Source organism: Bradyrhizobium sp. USDA 4541, from assembly GCF_024171085.1.
GTDB lineage: Bacteria > Pseudomonadota > Alphaproteobacteria > Rhizobiales > Xanthobacteraceae > Bradyrhizobium > Bradyrhizobium australafricanum.
Genome location: NZ_JALJZF010000001.1, coordinates 58498 through 80578, shown reverse-complemented (window position 1 = coordinate 80578; position 22081 = coordinate 58498). Strand labels below are relative to the sequence as shown.

Genomic DNA, 22081 nt, shown 5'->3' with positions numbered 1-22081 from the left:
CGTCCAACCCCCGAAGGGGAGGGCGATACGATGAGCGACAGACGAACCAAGAGCAAGCTCGCGACCTGGCATGCCGGCGAAAAGGCGATCCAGCAGCAGGTTGGTGTCGCCGAGAAGATGGAGGCCGTCGGCCAGCGTGCGGTGCGCGACTTCATGCCCGACCAGCATCGCGATTTCTTCGCGCAGATTCCCTTCATCGTCGTCGGCAGCGTGGACCGAAGCGGCGACGCCTGGGCTTCGTTGCTGGCCGGTAGGCCCGGCTTCATTTCCTCGCCGACACCGCGCAGCCTCGAGATCGATGCGCGGACTGACGCCAGCGATCCCGTCAGCGAAGGCATGCGCGCGGGCGATGCGATCGGACTGCTCGGAATCGAATTGCAAACGCGGCGCCGCAACCGTGCCAACGGGCTGCTGCGTGCATCGTCAGGTAAGGCACTCAGCTTCGAGCTCGATCAGAGCTTTGGCAATTGCGCGCAGTATATCCAGCTTCGCGATTTCACCTTCGTGCGCGCGCCGGACGAACCGTTCACGGGAGAGATCGAGGCAAGCACGGCGCTCGATCAGGCCGCGCGCGACATGATCAGGGCAGCCGACACGTTCTTCGTGGCGTCCTATGCCGAGCGTGAGGACCGTCGTCAGGTCGACGTCTCGCATCGCGGCGGCCGGGCGGGCTTCGTCCGCGTCGCCGACGACGGCACGCTGACGATTCCCGATTTCGCCGGCAATCTGTTCTTCAACACGCTCGGCAACATCCTCGTCAACGGCAAGGCCGGGCTGGTGTTTGTCGATTTCGAAACCGGCGACCTGCTGCAGCTGAGCGGTGACGCTGAGGTGATGCTGGACTCGCCGGAGATCGCGGCGTTTCAGGGTGCCGAGCGGCTGTGGAGCTTCCGTGCCCGCCGCGTGGTGCGCCGGCGCGGCGCGCTGCCGCTGCGCTGGGCGTTCCGGGCCGAAGGCTGGTCGCCGAATTCGCTGATGACTGGCGACTGGGTGCAGACCGCCGACCGAATCCGCGCCGCCGAGCGCGCGACGCAGTGGCGGCCGTTCAAGGTCACTGGGATCGTCGACGAGAGCCGATCGATCCGCTCGTTTCATTTGCAGCCGGACGACGGCGCGGGGTTGCTTCCGCACCGGGCGGGACAGCATTTGCCGATTCGTCTCTCGTTGCCCGGTATCGACAAGCCGGTCATCCGCACCTACACGCTGTCGGTCGCGCCGTCGGACGGCATGTACCGGATCAGCGTGAAGCGCGACGGTGTCGTATCGCAGCATCTCCACGATACCATCCATGTCGGCGACATCATCGAAGCGCGCGCTCCGGCTGGCGGCTTCACGATCGATGCGCGCGAGAAGCGGCCCGCGGTGCTGCTCGCCGGCGGTGTCGGCATCACGCCGCTGCTCGCGATGCTGCGCCACGTGGTCTATGAGGGGCTGCGCACCCGCGGCATCCGGCCGACGACCCTGATCCAGGCCGCGCATGCGAAACAGGACCGCGCGTTCGGCAATGAATTGCAGCAGCTGGTGGATGCCGCCGGCGGCGCGGTGCGGATCGTCCGCGTCCTCGGCGATGTCGACGGCGCCGAGCAGGGCACAGACTACGACGCGGCGGGACGGATCGACATGGCGCTGTTGTCGCGCGTCCTGCCGTTCAACGACTATGACTTCTATCTGTGCGGACCGCCGCGGTTCACCCAATCGCTCTATGACGCCCTGCGCGGCTACAACATTGCCGACGGCAGGATTCACGCCGAAGCATTCGGTCCTTCATCGCTGGTTCGGAAGCCCGACCTCGTCACCGCAGCGCCGCCGCGGCGACCGCCCGCGACAACGCCGGTCCCGGTCGCCTTTACCACTTCGTTGAAGGAGGCGCGCTGGACGCCGGAGGCGGGGACGCTGCTCGAACTGGCGGAAGCGCGCAGCCTTAGCCCCGCCTTCAGCTGCCGGGAGGGCAATTGCGGAACCTGCCGAACGCGATTGCTGGCAGGCGCCGTGACCTATGTGAAGCAGCCCGCCGCCGAGGTAGCCGATGACGAGGTGCTGATCTGCTGCGCCGTGCCGGCGAAGCCGGAGGCCAACGGCGAGGACCGGATCCAGCTGGATCTCTGATCAGCTGTGCCGCAGGACGCCGGCCTGCGCAGCTTGGTCGCCGAAGGCATGATGAGATTAGATTGAATGGCAATCGCAAGGTGGTGCGCCCCTCTCCCGCTTGCGGGGGAGGGCTGGGGTGGGGGCTCTCTCCGCGAGTCACGCTGCCGAGAGAGCCCCCACCCGCATCGCATATTCGATGCGATGCGACCTAAGAGCGAGCTTCGCTCGTCTCGACCCCGCAAGCGGGAGAGGTGTAGTCAGCGCGTTGCGAGATCGATTGAACCTAACTCATGGTGTTTAGCCCATGCTGCCCGGCATGAAGCAGCGTGGCCTCGGGTGCCCGTCCAGATAATACGGCCAGACCATGGTGCGGCCGGCACGGTTCGGTCCGGCGACGACGGCCTCATCGGGAACGTCGACCCACTCGCCTTCGAGCCGGACGCGATAGTGGCCGTCCTTGGTGTCCCAATCGGCGTCATCGACACGCTTCGCGTCGCTGCCGTCGCAGCAGGGGCCCTTGACGGTGCGCAGGCTCTCATACCAGGCGTTCAATTCGGGATGCCCGTGATCATGGGCCTGCACCGGCCCGATCGCCGGCTTCGCCAGCAGGGCGGTGACTAGAACGATTGCCGCACGCCAAAACCGTTTGTTCATCTGATCCCCAAAATCCGGAAAGCCCATGACAGCCAGCCCGGAGATGGTCATCGAGATCGGGACATCAATTAGATGATAATCGTCATATAATCACAATCGTGAGAGCGCGCGGGGGCTGCCGGAAGGCCGGGTGCCGACAAACTCAGGCGAGCAGGCTCATCACTTGGTCGATCACGGACTTCACCTGCTTCGAATCCGGCCTCTGGTGCGCGAGCGCCAGCAGTCCGGCATGCACCACCATGATGGTGTGGGCGGTGACGTCAGGGTCAAAGCCCTTCCTGAACTGGGCGCGATCGGTGCGCAGCCGCGCGCGCAGCAGCTCTTCAAGCCGCCGGTTGTAGCGCTCGATGCTCTTGCGGAGCTCGACCTGGTCGAGCGAGCCGTCGGTCGCGGAATTGATCGACAGGCAGCCGCGCTGTCCCTTCTCGCCCGAGCAATAGGGAATGAAGCCGGTAAGCCACTGCCTGATGACGTCCCGCGTGGGCCCCGGCTGCGCCAGCACGCGCTCGGCCCAGCCGAGGATGCCGTCGTGATAGCGGTCCAGCACCTTCAGGAACAACGCGTTCTTGTCGCCGAACGCCGCATAGAGGCTGGGTTTCGCGACGCCGCTCGCCGCCGTGATGTCGTCGAGCGAAGTCGCCTGAAAGCCCTTCTGCCAGAACATCTGGCGGGCGATTTCCAGGACATCGTCCGGATCGAAGCTGCGCGGCCTTGCCATATCCATCTTTTATGTACTCCCGCGTCGGATGTGAAGCCTTCACCTTGCTGTGAAGGCAGATCCGGCTATTGACGCAATCCATATTCTGTACTTAGAAGTACACAACGAAATCGGGAGATCACGCCATGAAAGCGGTTCAGGTCGTTGCGTTCGGACGTGCAGCGGACGTGGTCAAGCTCAACGAGGTGCCGGACGTCGGCAGCCCCGGCCCCGACGAGATCGTGGTCGCGGTTGAGGCTGCGCCGATCAACAATTCGGATTTCATGATCATCGCCGGGCGCTACGGCTATCTGCCGTCACCGCCGGCCACGCTCGGGATCGAGGGCGTCGGGCGGGTTGTTGCCGCCGGATCGCAGGTGAGGAATCTGAAGGAGGGCGACCGCACGCTGATTCCCTTCACGGTCCCGACCTGGACCGAGCGGGTCAAATTCACCGCATCATGGCAGCGTGCGCTGCCTGACAATGCCGATGTCCAGCAACTGTCCATGATCGGGGTCAATCCGGCCACCGCCTATCTCTTGCTGACCGATTTCGTGAAAGTGCCGCCCGGCGGCTGGGTGATCCAGAACGGCGCCAATTCGGCGACGGCGCGCGCGGTGATCGCCATCGCCAAGTCGCTCGGGCTCAAGACCGTCAACATCGTCCGCCGCGAGGACGTCGTGGACGAGGTCAAGTCGGTCGGCGGCGATATCGTGCTGCTCGACGGGCCGGATCTCGCCAAGCGCGTCGCCAGGGAAACGGGTGGGGCGCCGATCCAGCTGGCGCTCGACATGGTCGGCGGCTCATCCGCCTTGAACCTGATGAACTGCCTCGCGCCAAAAGGAGTGCTCGTCATCTACAGCGCGATGAGCGGACAGCCGTTCTCCGGCTCGGCCTTGAGCGTGATCTTCAACGAGGTGTCGGTGCGCGGCTTCTGGCTCGGTCATTGGGGCAAGGCTGCGACGGACGAAGCGTTGGCCGGAATGTACGACCATCTGGTGCCGATGGTCGCATCGGGTGCGATCAGCGCGCCGGTGGTCGGCACCTATCGCCTGGAGGATTTTTCACAGGCGATCGCGCAGGCGGCGGCATTCAAGGGCAAGGTGATCTTCACGCCAAGTTAGGTCGTACCCCCCGATATTCGCCGGCGCGACACGCCGGCGCATGTCCTCACGACGTCACGCCGGGGCAGCTAGACGATGGTCGAGAGCGTGAACGCGTGCCACGCACTCCAGTCAATACCATCATAGGCGCGCACATACATCGTCTCACTGCCGGTGGTGGCGCCGCCACGCATCCAGATATCATCGAGGTCGGCGGCATTGACGTCGATCACGGTGCTGGCTGCCCAATGGGAATTCGCAGAGGTCCAGAAATAGCCGCTGTTGGCGTTGCCGCCGCCATCCCAAAACTGATAGGCGGCCGCGGGATTCGCGTCAGCGTCAGCATAGGACACCAGGTTGCCGACCTGGCTCCACTCGTTGACATGCAAGGTCTGATTGCTGATCGAGGCATCGGGTGCGTGGTTTGCCAGGCTGGTCACGGTGAAGCTGTCCCAGGCACTCCAGCTCGTTCCGTCGAAAGCGCGCACAAACATGGAATCGGTACCGGCCGCGGTGCCACCTCGCACCCATACATTGGCGAGGTCGGACGCCGAGACGTCGATGACCGTGCTGGACGCCCAGTGTGAATTGTCGGGCGTCCAGAAATAGGCGCTGGTCGCAGCCCCGCCACCGTCCCAGAACTGGTATTGGGTGATTGCATCGCCGTCAGTGTCGGATGCCGTCGTCCAGTTGACGAGCTGCGCCCACTGCGCGGCGTTCAGCGTTTGATCGTTGATCGTCGCGGTCGGAGCCGTATTGGTCGACGTCAGATTAAAGCTGTCCCAATTGCTCCAGGCGATACCGTCGAATGCCCTTACCCACATCGTCTCGGAACCGGTCGTCGAGCCGCCCTTGATCCACACATTGGCCAGATCGGATGCTGAAACGTCGATCGTCGTGTTGGCAGCCCAGTGGGAATTGTCGGGTGTCCAGAAATAGGCGCTGGTCGCGCCCGCGCCGGCGTCCCAGAACTGGTATTTGGTGATCGTGTCACCTTCGGCATCGCTGGCAGTGAGCCAGCCTTGCGGTTTGACCCATTGATTGACGTGCAGCGACTGGTCGTTGATGGTCGCGACCGGAGCCGTGTTCGGCGTCGACGTCACGGTGAATGTGTCCCAGGAGCTCCACTCCGTTCCGTCGAATCCCCTTACCCACATCGTCTCGGAACCGGTTGTCGAGCCGCCATGGATCCAGACATTGGCGAGGTCCGCAGCCGAAACGTCTATCGTCGTGTTGGCAGCCCAGTGGGAATTGTCGGGTGTCCAGAAATAGGCGCTGGTGGCGGCGGTGCCGCTATCCCAGAACTGGTACTTCGTGATCGCATCGCCATTGGCATCGGTCTTGGTCAACCAGTTGTCGACGGTGACCCATTGATCGATATGTATGGAATGATCACCGGCTGTCACGACGGGCGGAGTATTGGCCGACGTCAGCGTGAAGCTGTCCCAGTTGCTCCAGTCTGTTCCGTCGAACGCTCTGACCCAGAACGTCTCGGCACCGGTTGTCGAGCCACCCTTGATCCAGACATCGGCCAGGTCGGCGGCCGCCACTTCGATCGTCGTGTTGGCAGCCCAATGATCATTGGTGGAAGTCCAGAAATAGGCGCTTGTTGCGGAGGTGCCGCTGTCCCAGAATTGATATTTGGTGGCTGCATCCCCGTTGGCATCTGAGTAGGTCAGCCAATTCTTGGCTTGCGTCCAAGTATTGGTGTGCAGCTGCACGTCGGGGACCGTGACGACCGGCGCAGTGTTTGGAATCGTCGTGAGCGTGAAAGACGTCCAGTTACCCCAATCGGTCCCGTCGAAAGCGCGTACCCACAGTGTCTCGGTGCCGCCGACCGCACCAGCACGCACCCACACGTCGGAGAGGTCAGAGGCCGAAACTTCGATCGTCGTGTTGGCGGCCCAATGGTCGTTGGTGGAAGTCCAGAAATAGGCGCTGTTCGCAGCTGTGCCGCCGTCCCAGAACTGAAATTTCTGCGCGGGATTGCCGTCGGAGTCGGCATAGGTGAGCCATGGCTGTATTTTTTGCCACTGATTGTACAACAGGCTGTGGTTACCAATCGTGACGACCGGTGCGGAATTGGCCATGGTTTGCTTCCTCGTGGGGTGCGCCGGTCGAGACCGGCTAATTTCCAAGGTGCAAGGCAATCAATTTTGGCCCGTGAGGCGGGCCAGGCTGAGATTAGTATCGTGCGGCTGAGATCAGCGCATTCCGAAGAAATCGTTAATATCAAATTCAGGATCGCAGAATTTCAATGCAGCATCTATGATGGGTGTCACACCCATCAGTCAGGTCGCGTGCGGCAAAACGTCATAGGTATCCGGTTCCGAGCGGCCTCGCACCGGGTGTCGCGACACGCACTCGCCGGTGCCATTCGCGATGGTCTATCCCGGCCGTTGCGGCTTGAGACGCGCCAGGCTTGCCGTTAGCAGTGCAATTCGAACACCGGTCTTTGCGAGACACCGGTGGAGACATCGAACATCGCGGGCCGACGGAAGCAATGCCAGGCGCATTGGAGAAAGGACGTTTCTCATGGTGAACACGACGGCGGAGCTTGAAGCGCTCCTGATGCAGCGATCGTTGACCGATCCAGCTTCTGGCGACGGCAGAGGCGGCATCGGACTTCCGGATCCTGCCGGATGCCACCGTGATCAAGATCGGCGGGCAAAGCGTCATCGACCGCGGCCGCGCCGCCGTCTACCCGCTGGTCGATGAGATCGTCGCGGCCCGCAAGGCGCACAAGATCCTGATCGGGACCGGCGCGGGCACCCGTGCCCGGCACCTCTATTCGATCGCGGCCGGGCTTCGGCTGCCGGCCGGCGTGCTGTCGCAGCTCGGCGCCTCGGTTGCCGACCAGAACGCGGTGATGCTGGGCCAGCTGCTCGCCAGGCACGGCATCTCGGCGGTCAGCGGCGCCGGGCTGTCGGCCGTGCCGCTTTATCTTGCCGAGGTGAACGCCGTGATCTTCAGCGGCATGCCGCCTTACGGCCTCTGGATGCGGCCGGCACCCGAGGGCATGATCCCGCCCTATCGCACCGACGCCGGATGCTTCCTGGTCGCCGAACAGTTCGGCTGCAAGGCGATGATCTATGTGAAGGACGAAAACGGTCTCTACACCGCGAACCCCAAGACCTCGAAGGGCGCGACCTTCATCCCGAAGATCTCGGTCGCCGAGATGAAGGCCAAGGGGTTGCAGGATTCGATCCTCGAATTCCCGGTGCTCGATCTGCTCGCCACCGCGCGCCATGTCCGGCAGGTGCAGGTCGTCAATGGCCTCGTCCCCGGCAACCTCACCCGCGCGCTTGCGGGCGAGCATGTCGGCACCATCATCACCGCGAACTGAGCAGGGACACGACCATGGATGACACCATCAAGCACGTCGCCTCGCCGCTCGCGCGCCAGACCCTGCTCGACAGCGATCTCACCCGTCCCGTTGCCGGCGGCCGCCCGATCCCGCTGCTGCCCTGGGTGCAGGTGGTGAAGATCGGCGGCCGCTCCATCATGGATCGCGGCCACGAGGCGATCCTGCCGATCGTCGCCGAGTTGCGTTCGCTGCTGCCCGAGCACCGCCTGCTGATCCTGACCGGCGCAGGCATCCGCGCCCGTCATCTCTACAGCGTCGGCCTCGATCTCGGCCTGCCGGTCGGCTCGCTCGCGCCACTCGCCGCGAGCGAAGCCGGCCAGAACGGCCATATCCTGGCCTGCCTGCTCGCGCCGGAGGGCGTGTCCTATATCGAGCATCCGACCATCGCGAGCCAGCTTGCGATCCATCTCTCCGCGGCCCGCGCCGTGGTGGGCAGCGCGTTTCCGCCCTATCACCATCATGAATTCCCGGTCTCGCGCATCCCGTTGCATCGCGCCGACACCGGTGCGTTCCTGATCGCCGATGCGCTCGGTGCCGCCGGCCTGACGATCGTCGAGGATGTCGACGGCGTCTACACCGACGATCCGAATGGTCCCGAGGGGAAGAAGGCGCAGCTGCTGCGCGAGGCCAGCCTCGCCGACCTTGCGAAGCTGAAGGGCACGCTGCCGTTCGATCCCGCGCTGCTCGAGGTGATGGCCAATGCGCGGCATATCGAGCCGGTGCAGGTCGTGAACGGCCTCGTTCCCGGCCGGCTCGCGGCGGCGCTGCGTGGCCAGCATGTCGGGATCGATCATCCGCACCGGCGCGCGGCCGGCCTGATACCGATGTAATGCTCGCGCGTCGCGTTTAGGCGGCGCGCGACCGAGGGACTACTTGATCGTCGCGTGCACGGTGATGACCGAGGTGCCGGATGCCTTCGGCCCCTGGCCCGTTGCCTTGATGGCAAAGGTGTCGCTGCCCTTGTACTTGGCCTTCGCCCTGTATTCGAAGGTCGATGCGTTGATCTTCTTCAGCTTGCCGTAGGCCGGCTTCTGCGAGATCGCGGAGTCCGTCACCGTGCCGCGGATCCCGATCGGGATCTGGCAGCTTTGGCCCGAGGCGACGTCGATATCGCCGCTCGAATTCTCGCCCCAATCCGCCAATGTCATCGACATCGAACATTCCGGCACGGGCTGCGCCGAAGATGCCGGCGTGACATTTAATGCAAAGATGAGCGCCAGGGCGGCGATCCCCGACGCCCGCGTCGTGACGATACTCGTTTTCATGCAAGGCCCACTGCTGAAGGTTCTCGCAGGAATCCTGCAACGTGGGAGCAGGGGTGGCAAGGGCTTCGCCTCGCCCGCGCGACATGTGTTGAAATGCTTGGGCGCTTGTTGCGTCGTTGAAGCGCCCCCATAGTCACCGCAGCCTTGATCTGAATGGGGCAAAGGCGCGCGTGACAGGGAAGGGTTCCAATGGCTGAAGGCAGCGACGGTCAGGCAAAAGCTCAACAAGCCGGATTCGCCGGCGTCACCCGCAAGACCCTTGAGCGTCTCGCTTTGCCCGGCGATGATCGCGAGCTTGTCGTTGCCGAGGTGACCTATCCGCCCGGCGGGGTCGCCCCGCTGCATCGGCATCCCGTTGGCGGCGTGGTCTTCATCGTCGAAGGCGTTGCCGAGTCCGCGTATGACGATGAGGCGCCGCGCCAGTATCGGGCGGGCGAGACCTTGCAGGATCGCCCTGACGTTCCGCACACGCTGTTTCGCAATTGCGATCCGGAACGGCCGCTGCGCTTCCTGACGATCTACGCGCTCGAGCCCGGGCGCGCCTACGCGATGGAGCCGTGAGGTCGGGAAAAGGCCAAGGCAAAATGTTACGGTTGGCTCACCTGAGGTTTCGGGCTTGCGCCGGCCATCCGAGGTGGAACGGCGAGCAGGAGGCAAACCGACTCCACCAGGAGTTCATGCGCACGGTCGACAATGTCGTCCAACGAACTTGTCTTTGCGAACATGGCCTGGGCTTCAGCCAACAACCGGTCGCGCGTTGGTATGCTGGGCAGATGCAAGTCGGCGCGATGCTGTAACAGAACAAGCGCTTCCCGCACCGACAATCCGGTTTCGTGGACCGACGATTTGATGGCCTGCGCGATGTACTCGGGATTGAAGCGACCAGCGAGTTGTTCAGCCGTTCGCTTTATCACACGCGATCCCAAGCGCTGCTCGTTGCGGAGAACCAGCGTGGGCGGCGCCTTCAGATCCCAGACAATACCGAGCAAGGACAAAGTCACCAAAACATAATAGGTCACATCAATCTCCCACCACCGGAAGCCTTGCCGCGCACTGCTTTGGTAGGCGTGATGATTGTTGTGCCAACCCTCACCCATCGTAAACAGAGCCAGCAGCCAATTGTTGCGGGAGTCATCGCCCGTAACGTACCGCTTGCGCCCGTGAACATGCGCGAGGGAGTTGATGCAAAACGTGGCGTGATACAGCAGCACGGTGCTCCAGAAGAAACCGACCACGAGCCCGGGCCATCCGGCGATGAGGAAGCACAGACCTGCGACCACGATCGCCGGCAAGACCTCCAATCTGTGAAGCCACATCAATTCCGGATACGAGGCAAAATCCGCAACTTTCGTCAGATCAGTTGCATCGTGCTGTCGATAAAAAATCCACCCGAGATGACTGTGCACGAAGCCTTTATGCCCCGGCGAATGCACATCTTGCTCGGTATCCGAATGAAGATGGTGATGTCGATGTTTCGCGGCCCACCAAAGGACGCTTTTCTGAGCGCTGCTTTGGGCGAGGAATGCGAGGATGAATTGAAAGGCCCGGCTTGTTGAATAAGCCCGATGCGAGAAGTACCGATGATAGCCGGCGGTGATCGCAAACATGCGCAGCCAATACAGAGCGACGCAAATTGCGGTCGCTTGCCATGAGACGCCCGTCCAGATCGCCGCCAGACACCCTGCGTGGACCAGCAGAAACGGGAGGACCTGCGGGTACATGATGTCGTCGTGCTGCCGAGCTGGATCAATATTGGTGGACACGCTCGCGACCTCAGCTGCTTCGATGCGCGGGCCGTTTCGCCGGCAGACGGTTCAAGTCCTGGTCCTGGCGGGCATTGCGCGCGGTGTTGACAAAGAGAACCCCGCGGCCGGGTGACCGGTCGCGGGGTCGCGTAACCAGAGGCTTTGCCAGTTCATCCGTGGTCAAAGCAGCATGGCCAATTGTCGCAGCTTACACCGCGCGCAGATTGTCCGCAGCAGATTTGCCGGTCCGGCGGTCTGCAACGATCTCAAAAGAGACCTTCTGTCCCTCGTTGAGGGTGCTCATGCCGGCGCGTTCGACTGCGCTGATATGAACGAAAACGTCCTGGCCGCCCTGGTCCGGCTGAATGAAGCCGAAACCCTTCTGGCTGTTGAACCACTTCACAGTTCCCATGCTCATGGAAAATCGTCCTATAGATACGTGTTTGGAGCCGCACTCACGAGTGCAGCGGGCGAATTCGAAGTTCAGGGGGTGAGGGTCGTCAGTCAGGCACGCTATCAGCGGCGAGGCCAAGTCGTTCGGCCGAAATTCGATCAGCGGTAGATAGCTACGGTTCGGTCATTCCGCAAGTGGCTTTCTCCCCTTTCTGACCTCGACCGCTGCGTCCCCTGGGGCAACGGCTGCAATTCACGGTGCTCTGCGGCAACTTTGCTTGACCGGATGGCGGGGACATCGTGCGGTTTGGGGCCACGCGGCTTAATCCTTCTTCGCCGTCAGTCCGTCGACCATCGCGCGCGTCAACGTTGCGATCTCGCTCCGCAGCGCGCCGATCGGCACCGCGATCAGCTTGTGCTCCAGCCCGAGCGCGACCATGCCGTGCACGGCGGAGAACAGGCTGCGCGCGGTGACGCCGAGCTGCGCCGGCGAACGCTGCGGAAACAGCGCGGCGAGCGGCTTGTAGATGTGGCGGAACAATTCCATCTGCTCGGTGATCGCCCATTCCGGCACCGGCTTGCCGGGCTGCATGCGGTGCTCGAACAGCGCGCGCCACAGTTCGAGATTGTCGGCGGCGAAATCGCAATAGGCGACCGCGATCCGCACCAGCATCTCGCGCGGCGCCGCCGCCCCGCCGATCTCGGCCAGCGACAGCGACGCATCGAGCCGCGCCAGCGTGCGCGAGCCGACGCGCAGGATCAGCTCGTCGACATCCTCGACCAGATTGTAGACGCCGCCATTGGCGACGCCGATTTCCTGGGCCAGTTCTCGGGTTTTCAGGCCGCCGAGACCCTTTGCCGCAATCGCCCGTTCCGCCGCCTCGATCAGCGCTTCTCGCAATTTTGCACGTCGTTCCAATGCCTTGGACATCTTTGATCCTTCGTTAACCCTCATCTTGAGCGTCGCTCAAATAATTCTTGAGCAATGCTCAGTATGTGGTACAAGAGATTCATGAGCGATGCTCATAACAGGGAGCGATGAAATGTTCAAAACTGTTTTCACTCTTTTCCGCGGCACCGTTGCGGTGGCCGAAGAGGAACTTCAAGACCGCGCCGCGCTGGTCATCCTCGACCAGCAGATGCGCGATGCCGCCGCCGCCGTCGACCGCTCGAAGCGGACCCTGGCGCTGGCGATCGCCGGCGACCAGCAGGAGGGCCGGCGGCTCGACGCCACCAACGCCCGGATCGCCGATCTCGAGGTGCGCGCGTCGGCGGCACTCGAGGGCGGCCGGGAAGACCTCGCCCGCGAAGCCGCGCAGGCGATCGCCAATCTCGAAGCCGAGCGCGATGCCGCGATGACCGCACGCGCGTTGTTCGCCTCCGAGATCACACGGCTGAAGCGCCATGTCGGCAACGCCGAGGCGCGCATCGCCGAGCTCGACCGCGGCCGGCGCCTCGCCCGCGCATCGGAAGCGGTGCGTTCGCTGCGCCGGAGCGGCATCGAGGCGGCGCGCCCCTACGAGTCGACGCTGCCGGAAGCGGAGGCGACGCTGAAGCGGCTGCGCGAGCGACAGATGGAGATCCAGGCCGCCGACGAGGCGTTGGTCGAGATCGACGCCGCCTCGGGACCATCAGCCACCGCCGAGAAGCTCGCCGAGCAGGGCTTTGGCCCGCGCATGAAATCGACCGCCGACGACGTGCTGGCGCGGCTGAAAGCCAAGCGCCCGCCAGCAGCCTGAAATCCCAAGCCTGAAACCTCAAGCCTGAACTTCAAGTCTGAAACCAAGCCAATTTCAAACCATCTATCATCAAGGAGACCACCATGAACCAGACCATCCAACCCCACAGCGGCAGCTGGGTTACCTTCACTTACGCGTCCTTCGCGGCTTCCGCCTTCCTCGTCGCCGTCGGCGTGTTCTTCCTGCCGATCGACCTCTGGATGAAGGGCTATCTCACGATGGGCATCGTGATGCTGATCCAGACCTGCGTCACGCTGACCAAGACGGTGCGCGACAATTACGAGAGCAGCAAGTTCGTGAACCGCATCGAGGACGCCAAGGCGGAGCGCCTGCTGATGGAGGTCTCCAAGGCCGGGTGAGCCGAAGTCAAGTCGAAGCGGCGGGTGGTTTCTCACCCGCCGCTTTTGTCGTTCCGGGGACTTGGCCGACCCCGCCGTCATTGCGAGCGCAGCGAAGCAATCCATTCTTCCGCGTATGCCGAGCGATGGATTGCTTCGTCGCTATCGCTCCTCGCAATGACGGTGTGGATAGGCCGCCGACCGCTTACGGCCAACTTGTTCCGTTTCCGGAAGGCCTTGTTTACCGTGCGGCAAACAGCGTCAGGTTGCGCTCATGGCTCCTTAACAGGGGCGAGTGCAGAGATCGCGCCCGAGGGACAGAGAAATGGCGTCCACGGACAATCCCACGCCGGCTTCGCGCGGCAGCAAGAGCCTTGCCAAGAGTCTCGGCAAGGCGCGCGCCGCCTTTGACGGTCTGCGCAGCCATGGCGGCTTCTGGCTGAAGGCGCTGTCGCAGCCGACCATCGATCTCAGCTTGCGTACCCAGGCCGGCCAGCGCACCCGCATCGTCGAATCGCCCGGTCTGTCGCTGCCGAGGGACGAGCTCGACGCGCTGGTCGAGCAGCTGCGCATCGTCGCCGCCAAGACGCTGCCCGAGGAGAGCCTGACCTACGGCATCTTCTCCGGTGAACCCGAGCGGCTGTCGCGCGCCGTCGTCACGCTGATCTCGGAGGAAGACACCGGGCGGCCGATCGCCTTCAACGCGCTGTCGGTGATGGACGTGCCGCTCGACGGCGAGCCGGCCGAGGTCACCCATCTCGGCCTCGTCATGGTCGATCCCGATGTGCGCGGGCAGGGGCTGTCCTGGGTGCTCTACGGCCTGACCGCGCTGGTGCTGTTCGCCCGCGACGGGCTGCGGCCGAAATGGATCTCCAGCGTCACCCAGGTGCCGGCGGTGGTCGGCATGGTCAGTGATACATTCTCGGACGTCTACCCGTCGCCGCTGCCGGGCGCGCGACAGAGCTTTGCGCATCTCCAATTGGCGCGCGGCATCATGGCAAGGCATCGCGCGGTGTTCGGCGTCGGCGACGAGGCCGGCTTCGACGAGGCGCGCTCGGTCATCACCAACGCCTATACCGGCGGCTCGGACGCGCTGAAGAAGACCTTCGAGATCGCCCCGAAACATCGCAACACAATCTACAACGAGTTCTGCGCACGCGAGCTGGATTACGGCCGCGGCGACGACGTGCTGCAGCTCGGCCGTGTCGATCTTGCCGGCGCACGCCGCTATCTCATGAGCGAGGTGCCCTCGGGCTCGCTGCCGTCGCTGCTCGCGGCGTCCGCGATGCTGGCGCTGCAGCGGCTGGTGCTGCCGGTGGTCTACTGGATGGACGACAGCCGCGCCTTCGGCACGCTGCGTCCGCGCAAGCAGGATAACGGGGCCGCGCGATGAATTTCGACTACTATTCCTTCACCGGCCGCAATATCGGCTTCATCGACGAGCACGAGCAGCAGCTGCTGCGTCAGGCGCGGGTGTTCGTCTGCGGCGTCGGCGGCATGGGCGGCGCGGCCTTCATGGCGCTGGCGCGCGCCGGCGTCGGCAAATTCGTGATCGCCGACATCGACCGCTTCGAGGTCTCCAACCTCAACCGCCAGGTGTTCGCCTTCGCCGACGAGGTCGGGCGCGAGAAGGCGGCGGTTGCCGCCGAAGCCGCAAAACGGATCAATCCGACCATCGAGATCGAGGTGCTTGGCGAGAACTGGACCAGCGAGCTGGCCGGGATCGCCGCGCAGTGCCCGGTCATCGTCAACGGCATGGACGATATCGCCGCCGGCGTGCATCTGTACCGGACCGCGAAGCGCGCCGATGCAACGGTGATCGACGCCTATATGTCGCCGCTGCCGTCGGTGATCGTGGTGCGCCCGCACGATCCGCGGCCCGAGCAGCGCCTCGGCTTTCCGACGCTTGGCAAGGACTGGACCGAAATCACCGAGGACGACCGCCGCGCCGCGATGCGCGCCGAGATCGAGCACGTGATGCTGCACTCCTCGTCGCGCAACTATGTCGACCTCGCCATCGCCGGCGAAGTCGCCGCCGGCCGCCGCAGCCGGATGTCGTTTGCGCCGATGGTGATCTCGACCGGCATGCTGATGGCCTATGAGGCGGTCGCGCTGATCCTCGGCCGCACCTCCGGCACCGATTGTCGCGGCTGGTTTCTCAACCCGCACCGGCCCGCGATCGAGAAGCCGCGCAATGCGCTGGTCGCCGCCTTGATGCGTCCGCTGGTGCGGCGGGCCATCGATGAACTGACGGGCGGCAAATGACCTCCGGGGTGATCGCCGATTCCATCGTAAATCTGTGCGGCGCCATCGGGCTCGCCGTGGCGATGATGACGTTCTACCGGCGCGATCCGAGGAGCCCGTTGACGCGCCGCCTGCTGCTCGCGCTCGGCGTGATCGCGATTCTGTTCCTCGACCGCGGTCTTGCCTGGTGGACCGGAAGCCGCCTGCTCGACCGCCTCTCGGTGATCCCGGCCTCGCTGGTCCCGCTCGGCGCCCTGATCGTCACCGAAGGCATCCTGCGGCGCCACGCGCCGCGCGCGGTCAAGATCGCGGCGCTCGCGGGCGCCATCCTGCTCGGTCTCGGCGGCCTGTTCGGACTGCAACGGCTGGCGATGCCTTACGCGATCGCGCTGGCGCTGTTCCAGCTGCTGGGTTTCGCCACCTGCGCGCTGCTGTTGGCAACGCGCGATCGCGCCTCGCTGATGGCTGCGGAGAACCGCAGCATCGGCCGCATGGCGGTTGGCGCGCTGGTCGTGATCCCGTTCATCCTGACCGATTTCCGCACGCTGTTTCCCGATATCCCCGTGCGGCTCGGCGCGCTGGGCGCGCTGCTCACCGTGACCGTGATGCTGATCGCCGGCGGCGGCGCCGAGACGCGCCGGCACGGCCTTGCGATGATGGCGCTGCGGCTGATCTCGTCGGGCCTGCTAGGCCTCGCCGCTGCCTTCATGGCGCCCGACGTCGACGCCGCGCAGATGATCCGTTTCGTCGCGGTTGCGATCGCCGGCGTCCTGACCATCGGGTTGATGACGGACGCGCTGCGGGCGCTGTTCGAATCGCAGGAGCCGGGCGTGCTCAACTCAGTCGCGGCATCGCCGGCGCAGACAAGGGAGCAGTTGATCGCCGAGCTGGCGCGGCACCCGATCTTCGAAAGCGCGCGGCGCTTCCGCGAGAACGAGCTTGCGCTCTACGATCCGCCGCTGCTGCACGACTTCCTGTCGACACGGCGTGTGCTGCGGCGGTCCGACGCGCCGTGGGGACTGGCGCCGACCGATCCCGCGGCCGAGCGCATCGTGTCGCTGATCGCAGCCAACAACGCCTCCCATGTCATCGTGCTCGGACACGATCCGCTCGACCTGATCGTGCTCGCGGTGCCCGTCACCGCGGCCGACCCCGCCACTGAGACCGCGCTGGCGCTGGTGCGCCGGCTGCTGGCGTTGACCCCGGAGGCCAAATGACATCAGAGATCCGCGAGGGCGACCGCAGGGCGGCATTCGACGCCGCGCTCAACGCCTATGGGCCCGACAGCCTTTACGTGCCGCCGCTGTGGAGCGATTTCGACCGGATGTTCGATCCGGCGAAGAACCCGTTCGTCACCGAAGGCCACGGCCGCTATGCGCTGTTCTCCGCGCATCGCGATGGGCGGCCGGTCGGCCGCATCGCCGCCTCGATCCACGACGCGTCCAACCGCAAGCACGGCACCCGCCACGGTGCATTCGGCTTCTTCGATTGCATCGACGATGACGAAGTGGCCGATGCGCTGCTGCGCGCCGCCGAGCAATGGCTGTCGGCGCGCGGCATGAGCCGCGTCACCGGCAACTTCAACCTCACGGCGATGCAGCAGATCGGCGTGATGACCGACGGGTTCGACCATGCGCCTTTCACCGACATGATGTGGTCGCCGCCGCACATTGCACAGCATCTCGAACGCGCCGGCTACGCCGCGACCTTCCCGATGACGACGTTCGAGATCGCGCTCGACGGCGGCAAGCCGGAGCAACTGCTCGGCGACAAGCAGCGCGCCGTGCTCGCTGACCCGGATTTCGTCTGGCAGCCGATCAAGCGTTCCGCCTTCAAGGTGCGGCTGGAGGATGCGCGGCTGATCCTCAATGACGGCTTTGCCGACAATCCGATGTTCGTGCCGCCGACCGCCGCCGAATATCTGTTCCAGGCCGGCGACATGATGTGGATCATCGACAACCGGATTTCGACCGTGGTTTATCACCGCGGCAGGCCCGCCGGCGCGATCATCGCGATCCCTGACCTCAATCCGCTGATCAAGGCGATCGATGGCCGGGTCGGGCTGTCAGCGCCGTTCAAATTCGTGCAGCACCGCGTGATGAACAGGCGCGCGGTGCTGATCTATCAGTCGGTCTGCCGCGACCTGCACAATCGCGGCCTCAACGGCGCGATGCTCTACCGCACCGCGCTGGCGTTGCAGGAGGCGGGCTACCGCACGCTGGGCGGCACCTGGATCGCCGATATCAACGGTCCGTCGCTGCGCCAGGTCGAGAAGGTCGGCGCAAGGCCGCTGCACCGGCTGCATCTGTTCACCAAGCGGCTGGCCGCAGCATGAGCGCGCTGACGCCGGATCTGCTGCGCGAGCTGGTCGCGGAGGCGCGGCTGGCGCCGAGCGTCCACAACATCCAGCCGACCCGCTGGCGCCTGCTCGGCGACGGGCGGCTGGCGCTGGTCGATGCGACCCGCGTCCGCGCCCCGGTCGCCGATCCCGCGGGGCATGATGTTCTGGTGTCGCACGGCGCGGCGCTGGAGGGTATGAGTCTCGCGCTTAACCGCCGTGGCTTCGCAATCACGGGCATCACCACGCTCGAGCAGCCGCTGTCGCCGCAACTTACCGTGCTCTGCTCCTTTGCGATCAAGCAAGGAGCCGAGCCCGATCTGCTGGCGGACCTCGTGGCGCGCCGCATGTCGTGGCGCGGCAAGTTCGCGGCGTCGCTTGATGATGCGGCGGCGCTGGCGCAGCTGGTTGCCGCGCGCGACGATGTGATCTGCATTGGCGATCGCCGGGCGATTGCCGATATCGCCGGCTGGGCCGATCGGGCCGAATTCTCCTTTGTCCGCGGTGACGACTACCGGGCCGAGCTGCTCGCATGGATGCGGCTGTCGCCCGGCCATCCGCACTATCTGCTCGATGGCCTCAACCGTGATGCGCTGGCCATGAATGTGGTCGAGGCCACCGCCGCGCGTTACGTGCTCGGCAGCCTGTTCAAGCCGCTCGATCGTCTCGGCCTCGCCGCGTCGTTGCTTGCCGACGGCGCCAAGACCGCGTCGGCATCGGCGATCGTGCTGTTTTGCCGTCCCGATCGGTGAGGATCCACTCACGACCGGACGCCATTTCTACCGCGCCTGGCTGGAGATCGATCGCGCCGGTTTCGCGGCGTGCCCGATTTCGGCGCTATCAGATCATCCTGACTTCAACGACCGGCTGCGAAAGCTCGGCAAAATTGGCGCCGATCTGCGCCTCGTCAATGTGTTCCGCATCGGCCGGCCGTCAAAACCGATCAAACCGCGGCATTTCCGGTTGCCGGTTGACCGGCTCATTGTCTGAAAATTAAGCTGCAATCCCCGCTGTCAAAACTTCACGCGGTCGTGCTATGACGCCGCCCGCTAACCAACGACCGGTGGAGATGATGTCGAAGCAATCGCTGCGCGAGGAGGCCGAACGCCTCATCCGCGAGACCATGGAAAAGCGGAACTTGGTCATCAAGCAGGGCACGACCCGGATCGAGGCCGTTTGCGGCAAATGCGGTGCGCCGAACCGGGTGCAGGCGGAAAAGGGCCAGTCCCGCGTCAAGTTCACCTGCAAGAACTGCGACCACAAGCAGGAAACGCTGTGAGCGGGGCCGCGCTCCCGTCATCCTGACAGAATGTGAATGTATTCAGCGTCGTCCTGGCTTTCGCCAGGACGACGGCGTGCGGAGGCCGCTCGCTACAATTCTCGACGATGCTTCCACGTCATTGCGAGCCACCCGGTCGGCGCGAAGCGCCGCCGGATGACGGGCTTCCGCGAAGCAATCCATCCTTCCGCGTATGCGGTGCCATGGATTGCTTCGTCGCTTCAGCGCAAAATTGCTTTGCAATTTTGTCGCGAACTCCTCGCAATGACGGGTGGCCCTACCTCCCCTTCACGAACGCGGCGAAAGCATCGCCGTAATCCGGATGCCAGCGCGACAGCGGCGGGCGGTTCTCGACGATGTCGCCGGCGGCCCACAGGATGCGGCGTTCGTCGAGTGCGCGCGGCACGTCGTTGTCGGGGCAGAGGATATAGAAATCGCCGGCATCGAGGCGTTCGATCATGAAGTCTATGGTCTGCTCCGCTGTCCAGGCGCCGGCCGGCTTCTCGGTGCGGCCGCGCGCGGTCAGCCCGGTAAAGACGAAGCCGGGGATCAAGAGATGCGCCGATATCTTGCAGCCGACGGTGTTGCGCAGCTCGTGCTGCAGCGCTTCGGTGAATGCCTTCACGCCGGCCTTGGAAACGTTGTAGGCGGGATCGCCCGGCGGCGTGGTGATGCCCTGCTTGGATCCGGTGTTGATGATCAATCCCGGCCGGCCGCGCTTGATCATGTTGGGCGCGAACGCCTGGGTGCCGTTGATCACGCCCCACAGATTGACGCCAAGGATGCGCTGCCAATTGTCCGCGGGCCCGAACATCGCACTGCCGGGCTGGATGCCGGCATTGTTCATCAGGATGTCGGTGCCGCCGAACTTTTTCGCGACCGCGGCCTCCAGGCTTGCGACCGCGTCGGCGCGGCTGACGTCGACAGCCGCCGTCATAATGTCATCAGCGCCGCCCGGCGCCGCAGATGACAGCTTTGTCGCAGCATCCTTTAGCCGGTCGTCGTCGAGGTCGGCGATGCAGACCTTCATGCCGGCCTGCGCGAACCGCAATGCGGCGGCAAGTCCGATGCCGGAGGCGCCGCCGGTGATCACGGCAACATGATTGGCTGATATCACGGGGTGGGGCATCTGCGGTCTCCGGACACATGTGTGGCTGAGGTGCGGTCGCTATCGTACCATGCACGCACGCGCATGGGAGGTTTTCGTGCGTGCCGCCCTGATCAACGCCGGCTCGGCTTTACGGTTTCGCGTTCGCGCTGTAGAATTCGGGATATAACGCTTCCAAAAGACCTCAGCCGACATTTTACAGGGAGTGCAAACATCGCTGTTTCGCAGGCTGTTCCGATCACGCGCCATCCTTATGCCGATGGCTCCTACAAGAAGATGCTGATCGACGGCAAATGGGTCGACGCCGCCTCCGGCAAGAAGTTCGAGACGCACAATCCCGCGACCGGTGAATTGCTCGCGTCGGTCGCCGAGGGCGATGCCGAGGACATCAACCGTGCGGTCGCGGCGGCGCGCCGCGCGTTCGAAGGGCCCTGGAGCAAGGTGAAGCCGTTCGAGCGGCAGAACATGCTGCTCAAGCTGGCCGAACTGGTCGAAGCCAATTTCGAGGAACTGTCTCAGCTCGACACGCTCGACATGGGCGCACCGATCAGCCGGACCCGCGGCAACCGCCTGCGCGCGCTCGGCATGCTGCGCTACTATGCCGGCCAGGCGACCGCGATCCACGGCGAGACCATCGAGAACTCGCTGCCCGGTGAGATCTTCTCCTACACGCTGAAGGAGCCGATCGGCGTGGTCGGCGCGATCATCCCCTGGAACGGGCCGCTGACCGCCTCGATCTGGAAGATCGGCCCGGCGATCGCGACCGGCTGCACCGTGGTGCTGAAGCCGGCCGAGGAATCGCCGCTGACCTCGCTGCGCATCGGCGAACTCTGCATGGAGGCCGGCATTCCGCCCGGCGTCGTCAACGTCGTGCCGGGCTATGGCGAGACCGCGGGCGCCGCGCTTGCCTCGCATCCGGATGTCGACAAGGTCGCCTTCACCGGATCGCACGTCACGGGCCAGTCGATCATCCGCGCCTCGGCCGGCAACCTCAAGCGCGTCTCGCTCGAACTCGGCGGCAAGTCGCCGGACATCGTGTTCGCCGACGCCGATCTCGACGCCGCGGTGCCCGGTGCGGCGATGGCGGTGTTCGCCAATTCCGGCCAGATCTGCAGCGCCGGCACGCGGCTGTTCGTCGAGCAGAAGGTCTATGACGAATTCGTCGGCCGCGTCGCCGAGTTCGGCAGGAAGCTGCAGGTCGGCAACGGCCTCGATCCCAACACCCAGATCGGCCCTTTGGTGTCGCAGCAGCAGATGGACCGCGTGTCGGGCTATCTCGACATCGGCCAGAAGGAGGGCGCCAAGGCGCTTGCCGGCGGCGGCCGCCTCACCGAGGGCGCGCTGTCGAAGGGCTATTTCGTGCAGCCGACCGTGTTCGCCAACGTGCAGGACAACATGCGTATCGCGCAGGAGGAGATCTTCGGCCCGGTGATCTCGGCGATCTCGTTTAGGGATCCGGACGAACTGATCAAGCGCGCCAACGCCACCACCTTCGGCCTCGGCTCGGGCGTCTGGACCACCAATGTCAGCAAGGCGCACCAGGTCGCCAAGGCGCTGCGCGCCGGCTCGGTCTGGGTCAATTGCTACCAGGCGATGGATCCGGCGGTGCCGTTCGGCGGCTACAAGATGAGCGGCTATGGCCGCGAGTCCGGCAAGCAACACGTCGAGGAATATCTCAACGTCAAGGCGGTCTGGATCAAGACGGGCTAGGGCCGCTTCTTAC

20 protein-coding genes and 2 pseudogenes are annotated in these 22081 nt (G+C 64.6%); 14 read left to right on the top strand and 8 right to left on the bottom strand.

The annotated features are described in order from the left end of the window. Nucleotides 1-30: 30 nt before the first annotated feature. On the top strand, nt 31-2106 hold the full coding sequence (locus tag J2R80_RS00360) for a pyridoxamine 5'-phosphate oxidase family protein (RefSeq protein WP_253588145.1): 2076 nt from the start codon (nt 31-33) through the stop codon (nt 2104-2106). 279 nt (nt 2107-2385) lie between these two features. On the opposite strand, the gene J2R80_RS00355 is transcribed toward J2R80_RS00360, so the two are convergent. Then, on the bottom strand, nt 2386-2742 hold the full coding sequence (locus tag J2R80_RS00355; protein ID WP_057017927.1) for a hypothetical protein: 357 nt from the start codon (nt 2740-2742) through the stop codon (nt 2386-2388). Between the two features lie 142 nt (nt 2743-2884). Continuing rightward, nucleotides 2885-3466, bottom strand: a complete 582-nt coding sequence (locus tag J2R80_RS00350; RefSeq protein WP_245311535.1) for a TetR/AcrR family transcriptional regulator — start codon at nt 3464-3466, stop codon at nt 2885-2887. 119 nt (nt 3467-3585) lie between these two features. Here J2R80_RS00350 and J2R80_RS00345 point away from each other — a divergent pair, with 119 nt between their 5' ends. Beyond that, nucleotides 3586-4563 carry a zinc-dependent alcohol dehydrogenase family protein gene (locus tag J2R80_RS00345; protein ID WP_253588144.1) on the top strand — a complete coding sequence of 326 codons (978 nt, stop codon included), beginning with the start codon at nt 3586-3588 and terminating at the stop codon, nt 4561-4563. A gap of 68 nt (nt 4564-4631) precedes the next feature. Here the strand turns inward: J2R80_RS00345 and J2R80_RS00340 are convergent, their stop codons facing one another. Continuing rightward, the gene (locus tag J2R80_RS00340; protein WP_253588142.1) at nt 4632-6680 is read right to left on the bottom strand and encodes a hypothetical protein; all 2049 of its coding nucleotides are present in this window, start codon (nt 6678-6680) and stop codon (nt 4632-4634) included. A gap of 397 nt (nt 6681-7077) precedes the next feature. Between J2R80_RS00340 and J2R80_RS00335 the strand changes: the two are divergent. Together J2R80_RS00335 and J2R80_RS00330 are read left to right on the top strand one after the other, a co-directional pair. After that, nucleotides 7078-7888, top strand: a pseudogene (locus tag J2R80_RS00335) (uridine kinase). Nucleotides 7889-7902: 14 nt separating this feature from the next. Beyond that, nucleotides 7903-8728: pseudogene (locus J2R80_RS00330) on the top strand (molybdenum storage protein subunit alpha). A gap of 50 nt (nt 8729-8778) precedes the next feature. On the opposite strand, the gene J2R80_RS00325 reads toward J2R80_RS00330, so the two are convergent. Further along, nucleotides 8779-9174 carry a hypothetical protein gene (locus tag J2R80_RS00325; RefSeq protein WP_244558806.1) on the bottom strand — a complete coding sequence of 132 codons (396 nt, stop codon included), beginning with the start codon at nt 9172-9174 and terminating at the stop codon, nt 8779-8781. A gap of 189 nt (nt 9175-9363) precedes the next feature. On the opposite strand from J2R80_RS00325, the gene J2R80_RS00320 reads away from it, so the two are divergent. Continuing rightward, on the top strand, nt 9364-9735 hold the full coding sequence (locus tag J2R80_RS00320; RefSeq protein WP_057017895.1) for a cupin domain-containing protein: 372 nt from the start codon (nt 9364-9366) through the stop codon (nt 9733-9735). Nucleotides 9736-9761: 26 nt separating this feature from the next. Here J2R80_RS00320 and J2R80_RS00315 read toward each other — a convergent pair whose 3' ends face one another. The 3 genes from J2R80_RS00315 to J2R80_RS00305 form a co-directional block, all read right to left on the bottom strand. After that, nucleotides 9762-10895, bottom strand: a complete 1134-nt coding sequence (locus tag J2R80_RS00315; RefSeq protein ID WP_253590514.1) for an acyl-CoA desaturase — start codon at nt 10893-10895, stop codon at nt 9762-9764. Between the two features lie 232 nt (nt 10896-11127). Then, nucleotides 11128-11337 (bottom strand): cold-shock protein, encoded by a 210-nt coding sequence (locus J2R80_RS00310; protein WP_028341292.1) that lies wholly within the window; start codon nt 11335-11337, stop codon nt 11128-11130. A gap of 297 nt (nt 11338-11634) precedes the next feature. Further along, complete coding sequence (locus J2R80_RS00305) at nt 11635-12243, bottom strand: TetR/AcrR family transcriptional regulator (protein WP_028341291.1); 609 nt, start codon at nt 12241-12243, stop codon at nt 11635-11637. 112 nt (nt 12244-12355) lie between these two features. Between J2R80_RS00305 and J2R80_RS00300 the strand changes: the two genes are divergently transcribed. From J2R80_RS00300 to J2R80_RS00265, 8 genes are all read left to right on the top strand, one after another. Next, on the top strand, nt 12356-13051 hold the full coding sequence (locus J2R80_RS00300; RefSeq protein ID WP_253637896.1) for a PspA/IM30 family protein: 696 nt from the start codon (nt 12356-12358) through the stop codon (nt 13049-13051). Nucleotides 13052-13134: 83 nt separating this feature from the next. Beyond that, nucleotides 13135-13410: a YiaA/YiaB family inner membrane protein gene (locus J2R80_RS00295; protein ID WP_038384293.1), complete on the top strand. Its 276-nt coding sequence runs from the start codon at nt 13135-13137 to the stop codon at nt 13408-13410. A gap of 304 nt (nt 13411-13714) precedes the next feature. Then, the gene (locus J2R80_RS00290; protein WP_253588139.1) at nt 13715-14782 is read left to right on the top strand and encodes a hypothetical protein; all 1068 of its coding nucleotides are present in this window, start codon (nt 13715-13717) and stop codon (nt 14780-14782) included. Continuing rightward, nucleotides 14779-15654, top strand: coding sequence for a ThiF family adenylyltransferase (locus tag J2R80_RS00285; protein WP_076827627.1), 876 nt, complete (start codon nt 14779-14781; stop codon nt 15652-15654). Before J2R80_RS00290 ends, J2R80_RS00285 begins: the two co-directional genes overlap by 4 nt. After that, nucleotides 15651-16850 (top strand): hypothetical protein, encoded by a 1200-nt coding sequence (locus J2R80_RS00280; protein ID WP_076827625.1) that lies wholly within the window; start codon nt 15651-15653, stop codon nt 16848-16850. Before J2R80_RS00285 ends, J2R80_RS00280 begins: the two co-directional genes overlap by 4 nt. Next, the gene (locus tag J2R80_RS00275; protein ID WP_076827623.1) at nt 16847-17968 is read left to right on the top strand and encodes a GNAT family N-acetyltransferase; all 1122 of its coding nucleotides are present in this window, start codon (nt 16847-16849) and stop codon (nt 17966-17968) included. The genes J2R80_RS00280 and J2R80_RS00275 overlap by 4 nt, the downstream gene beginning before the upstream one ends. Further along, on the top strand, nt 17965-18723 hold the full coding sequence (locus J2R80_RS00270) for a hypothetical protein (RefSeq protein ID WP_253637895.1): 759 nt from the start codon (nt 17965-17967) through the stop codon (nt 18721-18723). Before J2R80_RS00275 ends, J2R80_RS00270 begins: the two co-directional genes overlap by 4 nt. Before the next feature lie 320 nt (nt 18724-19043). Continuing rightward, complete coding sequence (locus J2R80_RS00265; protein WP_024581255.1) at nt 19044-19250, top strand: hypothetical protein; 207 nt, start codon at nt 19044-19046, stop codon at nt 19248-19250. Nucleotides 19251-19527: 277 nt separating this feature from the next. Here J2R80_RS00265 and J2R80_RS00260 read toward each other — a convergent pair whose 3' ends face one another. Then, nucleotides 19528-20379 (bottom strand): SDR family oxidoreductase, encoded by an 852-nt coding sequence (locus tag J2R80_RS00260; RefSeq protein WP_253588137.1) that lies wholly within the window; start codon nt 20377-20379, stop codon nt 19528-19530. Nucleotides 20380-20571: 192 nt separating this feature from the next. Here J2R80_RS00260 and J2R80_RS00255 point away from each other — a divergent pair, with 192 nt between their 5' ends. Then, nucleotides 20572-22068: an aldehyde dehydrogenase family protein gene (locus tag J2R80_RS00255; RefSeq protein WP_253590513.1), complete on the top strand. Its 1497-nt coding sequence runs from the start codon at nt 20572-20574 to the stop codon at nt 22066-22068. Nucleotides 22069-22081: the final 13 nt, after the last annotated feature.

Excerpts from the sequence above, each read along its gene's own strand:
- J2R80_RS00315 (WP_253590514.1), bottom strand. The coding sequence starts at position 10,895 with ATGTACCCGCAGGTCCTCCCGTTTCTGCTGGTCCACGCAGGGTGTCTG.
- J2R80_RS00320 (WP_057017895.1), top strand. The coding sequence starts at position 9,364 with ATGGCTGAAGGCAGCGACGGTCAGGCAAAAGCTCAACAAGCCGGATTC.
- J2R80_RS00360 (WP_253588145.1), top strand. The coding sequence starts at position 31 with ATGAGCGACAGACGAACCAAGAGCAAGCTCGCGACCTGGCATGCCGGC.
- J2R80_RS00310 (WP_028341292.1), bottom strand. The coding sequence starts at position 11,337 with ATGAGCATGGGAACTGTGAAGTGGTTCAACAGCCAGAAGGGTTTCGGC.
- J2R80_RS00325 (WP_244558806.1), bottom strand. The coding sequence starts at position 9,174 with ATGAAAACGAGTATCGTCACGACGCGGGCGTCGGGGATCGCCGCCCTG.
- J2R80_RS00355 (WP_057017927.1), bottom strand. The coding sequence starts at position 2,742 with ATGAACAAACGGTTTTGGCGTGCGGCAATCGTTCTAGTCACCGCCCTG.
- J2R80_RS00300 (WP_253637896.1), top strand. The coding sequence starts at position 12,356 with ATGTTCAAAACTGTTTTCACTCTTTTCCGCGGCACCGTTGCGGTGGCC.
- J2R80_RS00270 (WP_253637895.1), top strand. The coding sequence starts at position 17,965 with ATGAGCGCGCTGACGCCGGATCTGCTGCGCGAGCTGGTCGCGGAGGCG.
- J2R80_RS00260 (WP_253588137.1), bottom strand. The coding sequence starts at position 20,379 with ATGCCCCACCCCGTGATATCAGCCAATCATGTTGCCGTGATCACCGGC.
- J2R80_RS00285 (WP_076827627.1), top strand. The coding sequence starts at position 14,779 with ATGAATTTCGACTACTATTCCTTCACCGGCCGCAATATCGGCTTCATC.
- J2R80_RS00280 (WP_076827625.1), top strand. The coding sequence starts at position 15,651 with ATGACCTCCGGGGTGATCGCCGATTCCATCGTAAATCTGTGCGGCGCC.
- J2R80_RS00295 (WP_038384293.1), top strand. The coding sequence starts at position 13,135 with ATGAACCAGACCATCCAACCCCACAGCGGCAGCTGGGTTACCTTCACT.
- J2R80_RS00290 (WP_253588139.1), top strand. The coding sequence starts at position 13,715 with ATGGCGTCCACGGACAATCCCACGCCGGCTTCGCGCGGCAGCAAGAGC.
- J2R80_RS00305 (WP_028341291.1), bottom strand. The coding sequence starts at position 12,243 with ATGTCCAAGGCATTGGAACGACGTGCAAAATTGCGAGAAGCGCTGATC.
- J2R80_RS00275 (WP_076827623.1), top strand. The coding sequence starts at position 16,847 with ATGACATCAGAGATCCGCGAGGGCGACCGCAGGGCGGCATTCGACGCC.
- J2R80_RS00345 (WP_253588144.1), top strand. The coding sequence starts at position 3,586 with ATGAAAGCGGTTCAGGTCGTTGCGTTCGGACGTGCAGCGGACGTGGTC.
- J2R80_RS00265 (WP_024581255.1), top strand. The coding sequence starts at position 19,044 with ATGTCGAAGCAATCGCTGCGCGAGGAGGCCGAACGCCTCATCCGCGAG.
- J2R80_RS00350 (WP_245311535.1), bottom strand. The coding sequence starts at position 3,466 with ATGGATATGGCAAGGCCGCGCAGCTTCGATCCGGACGATGTCCTGGAA.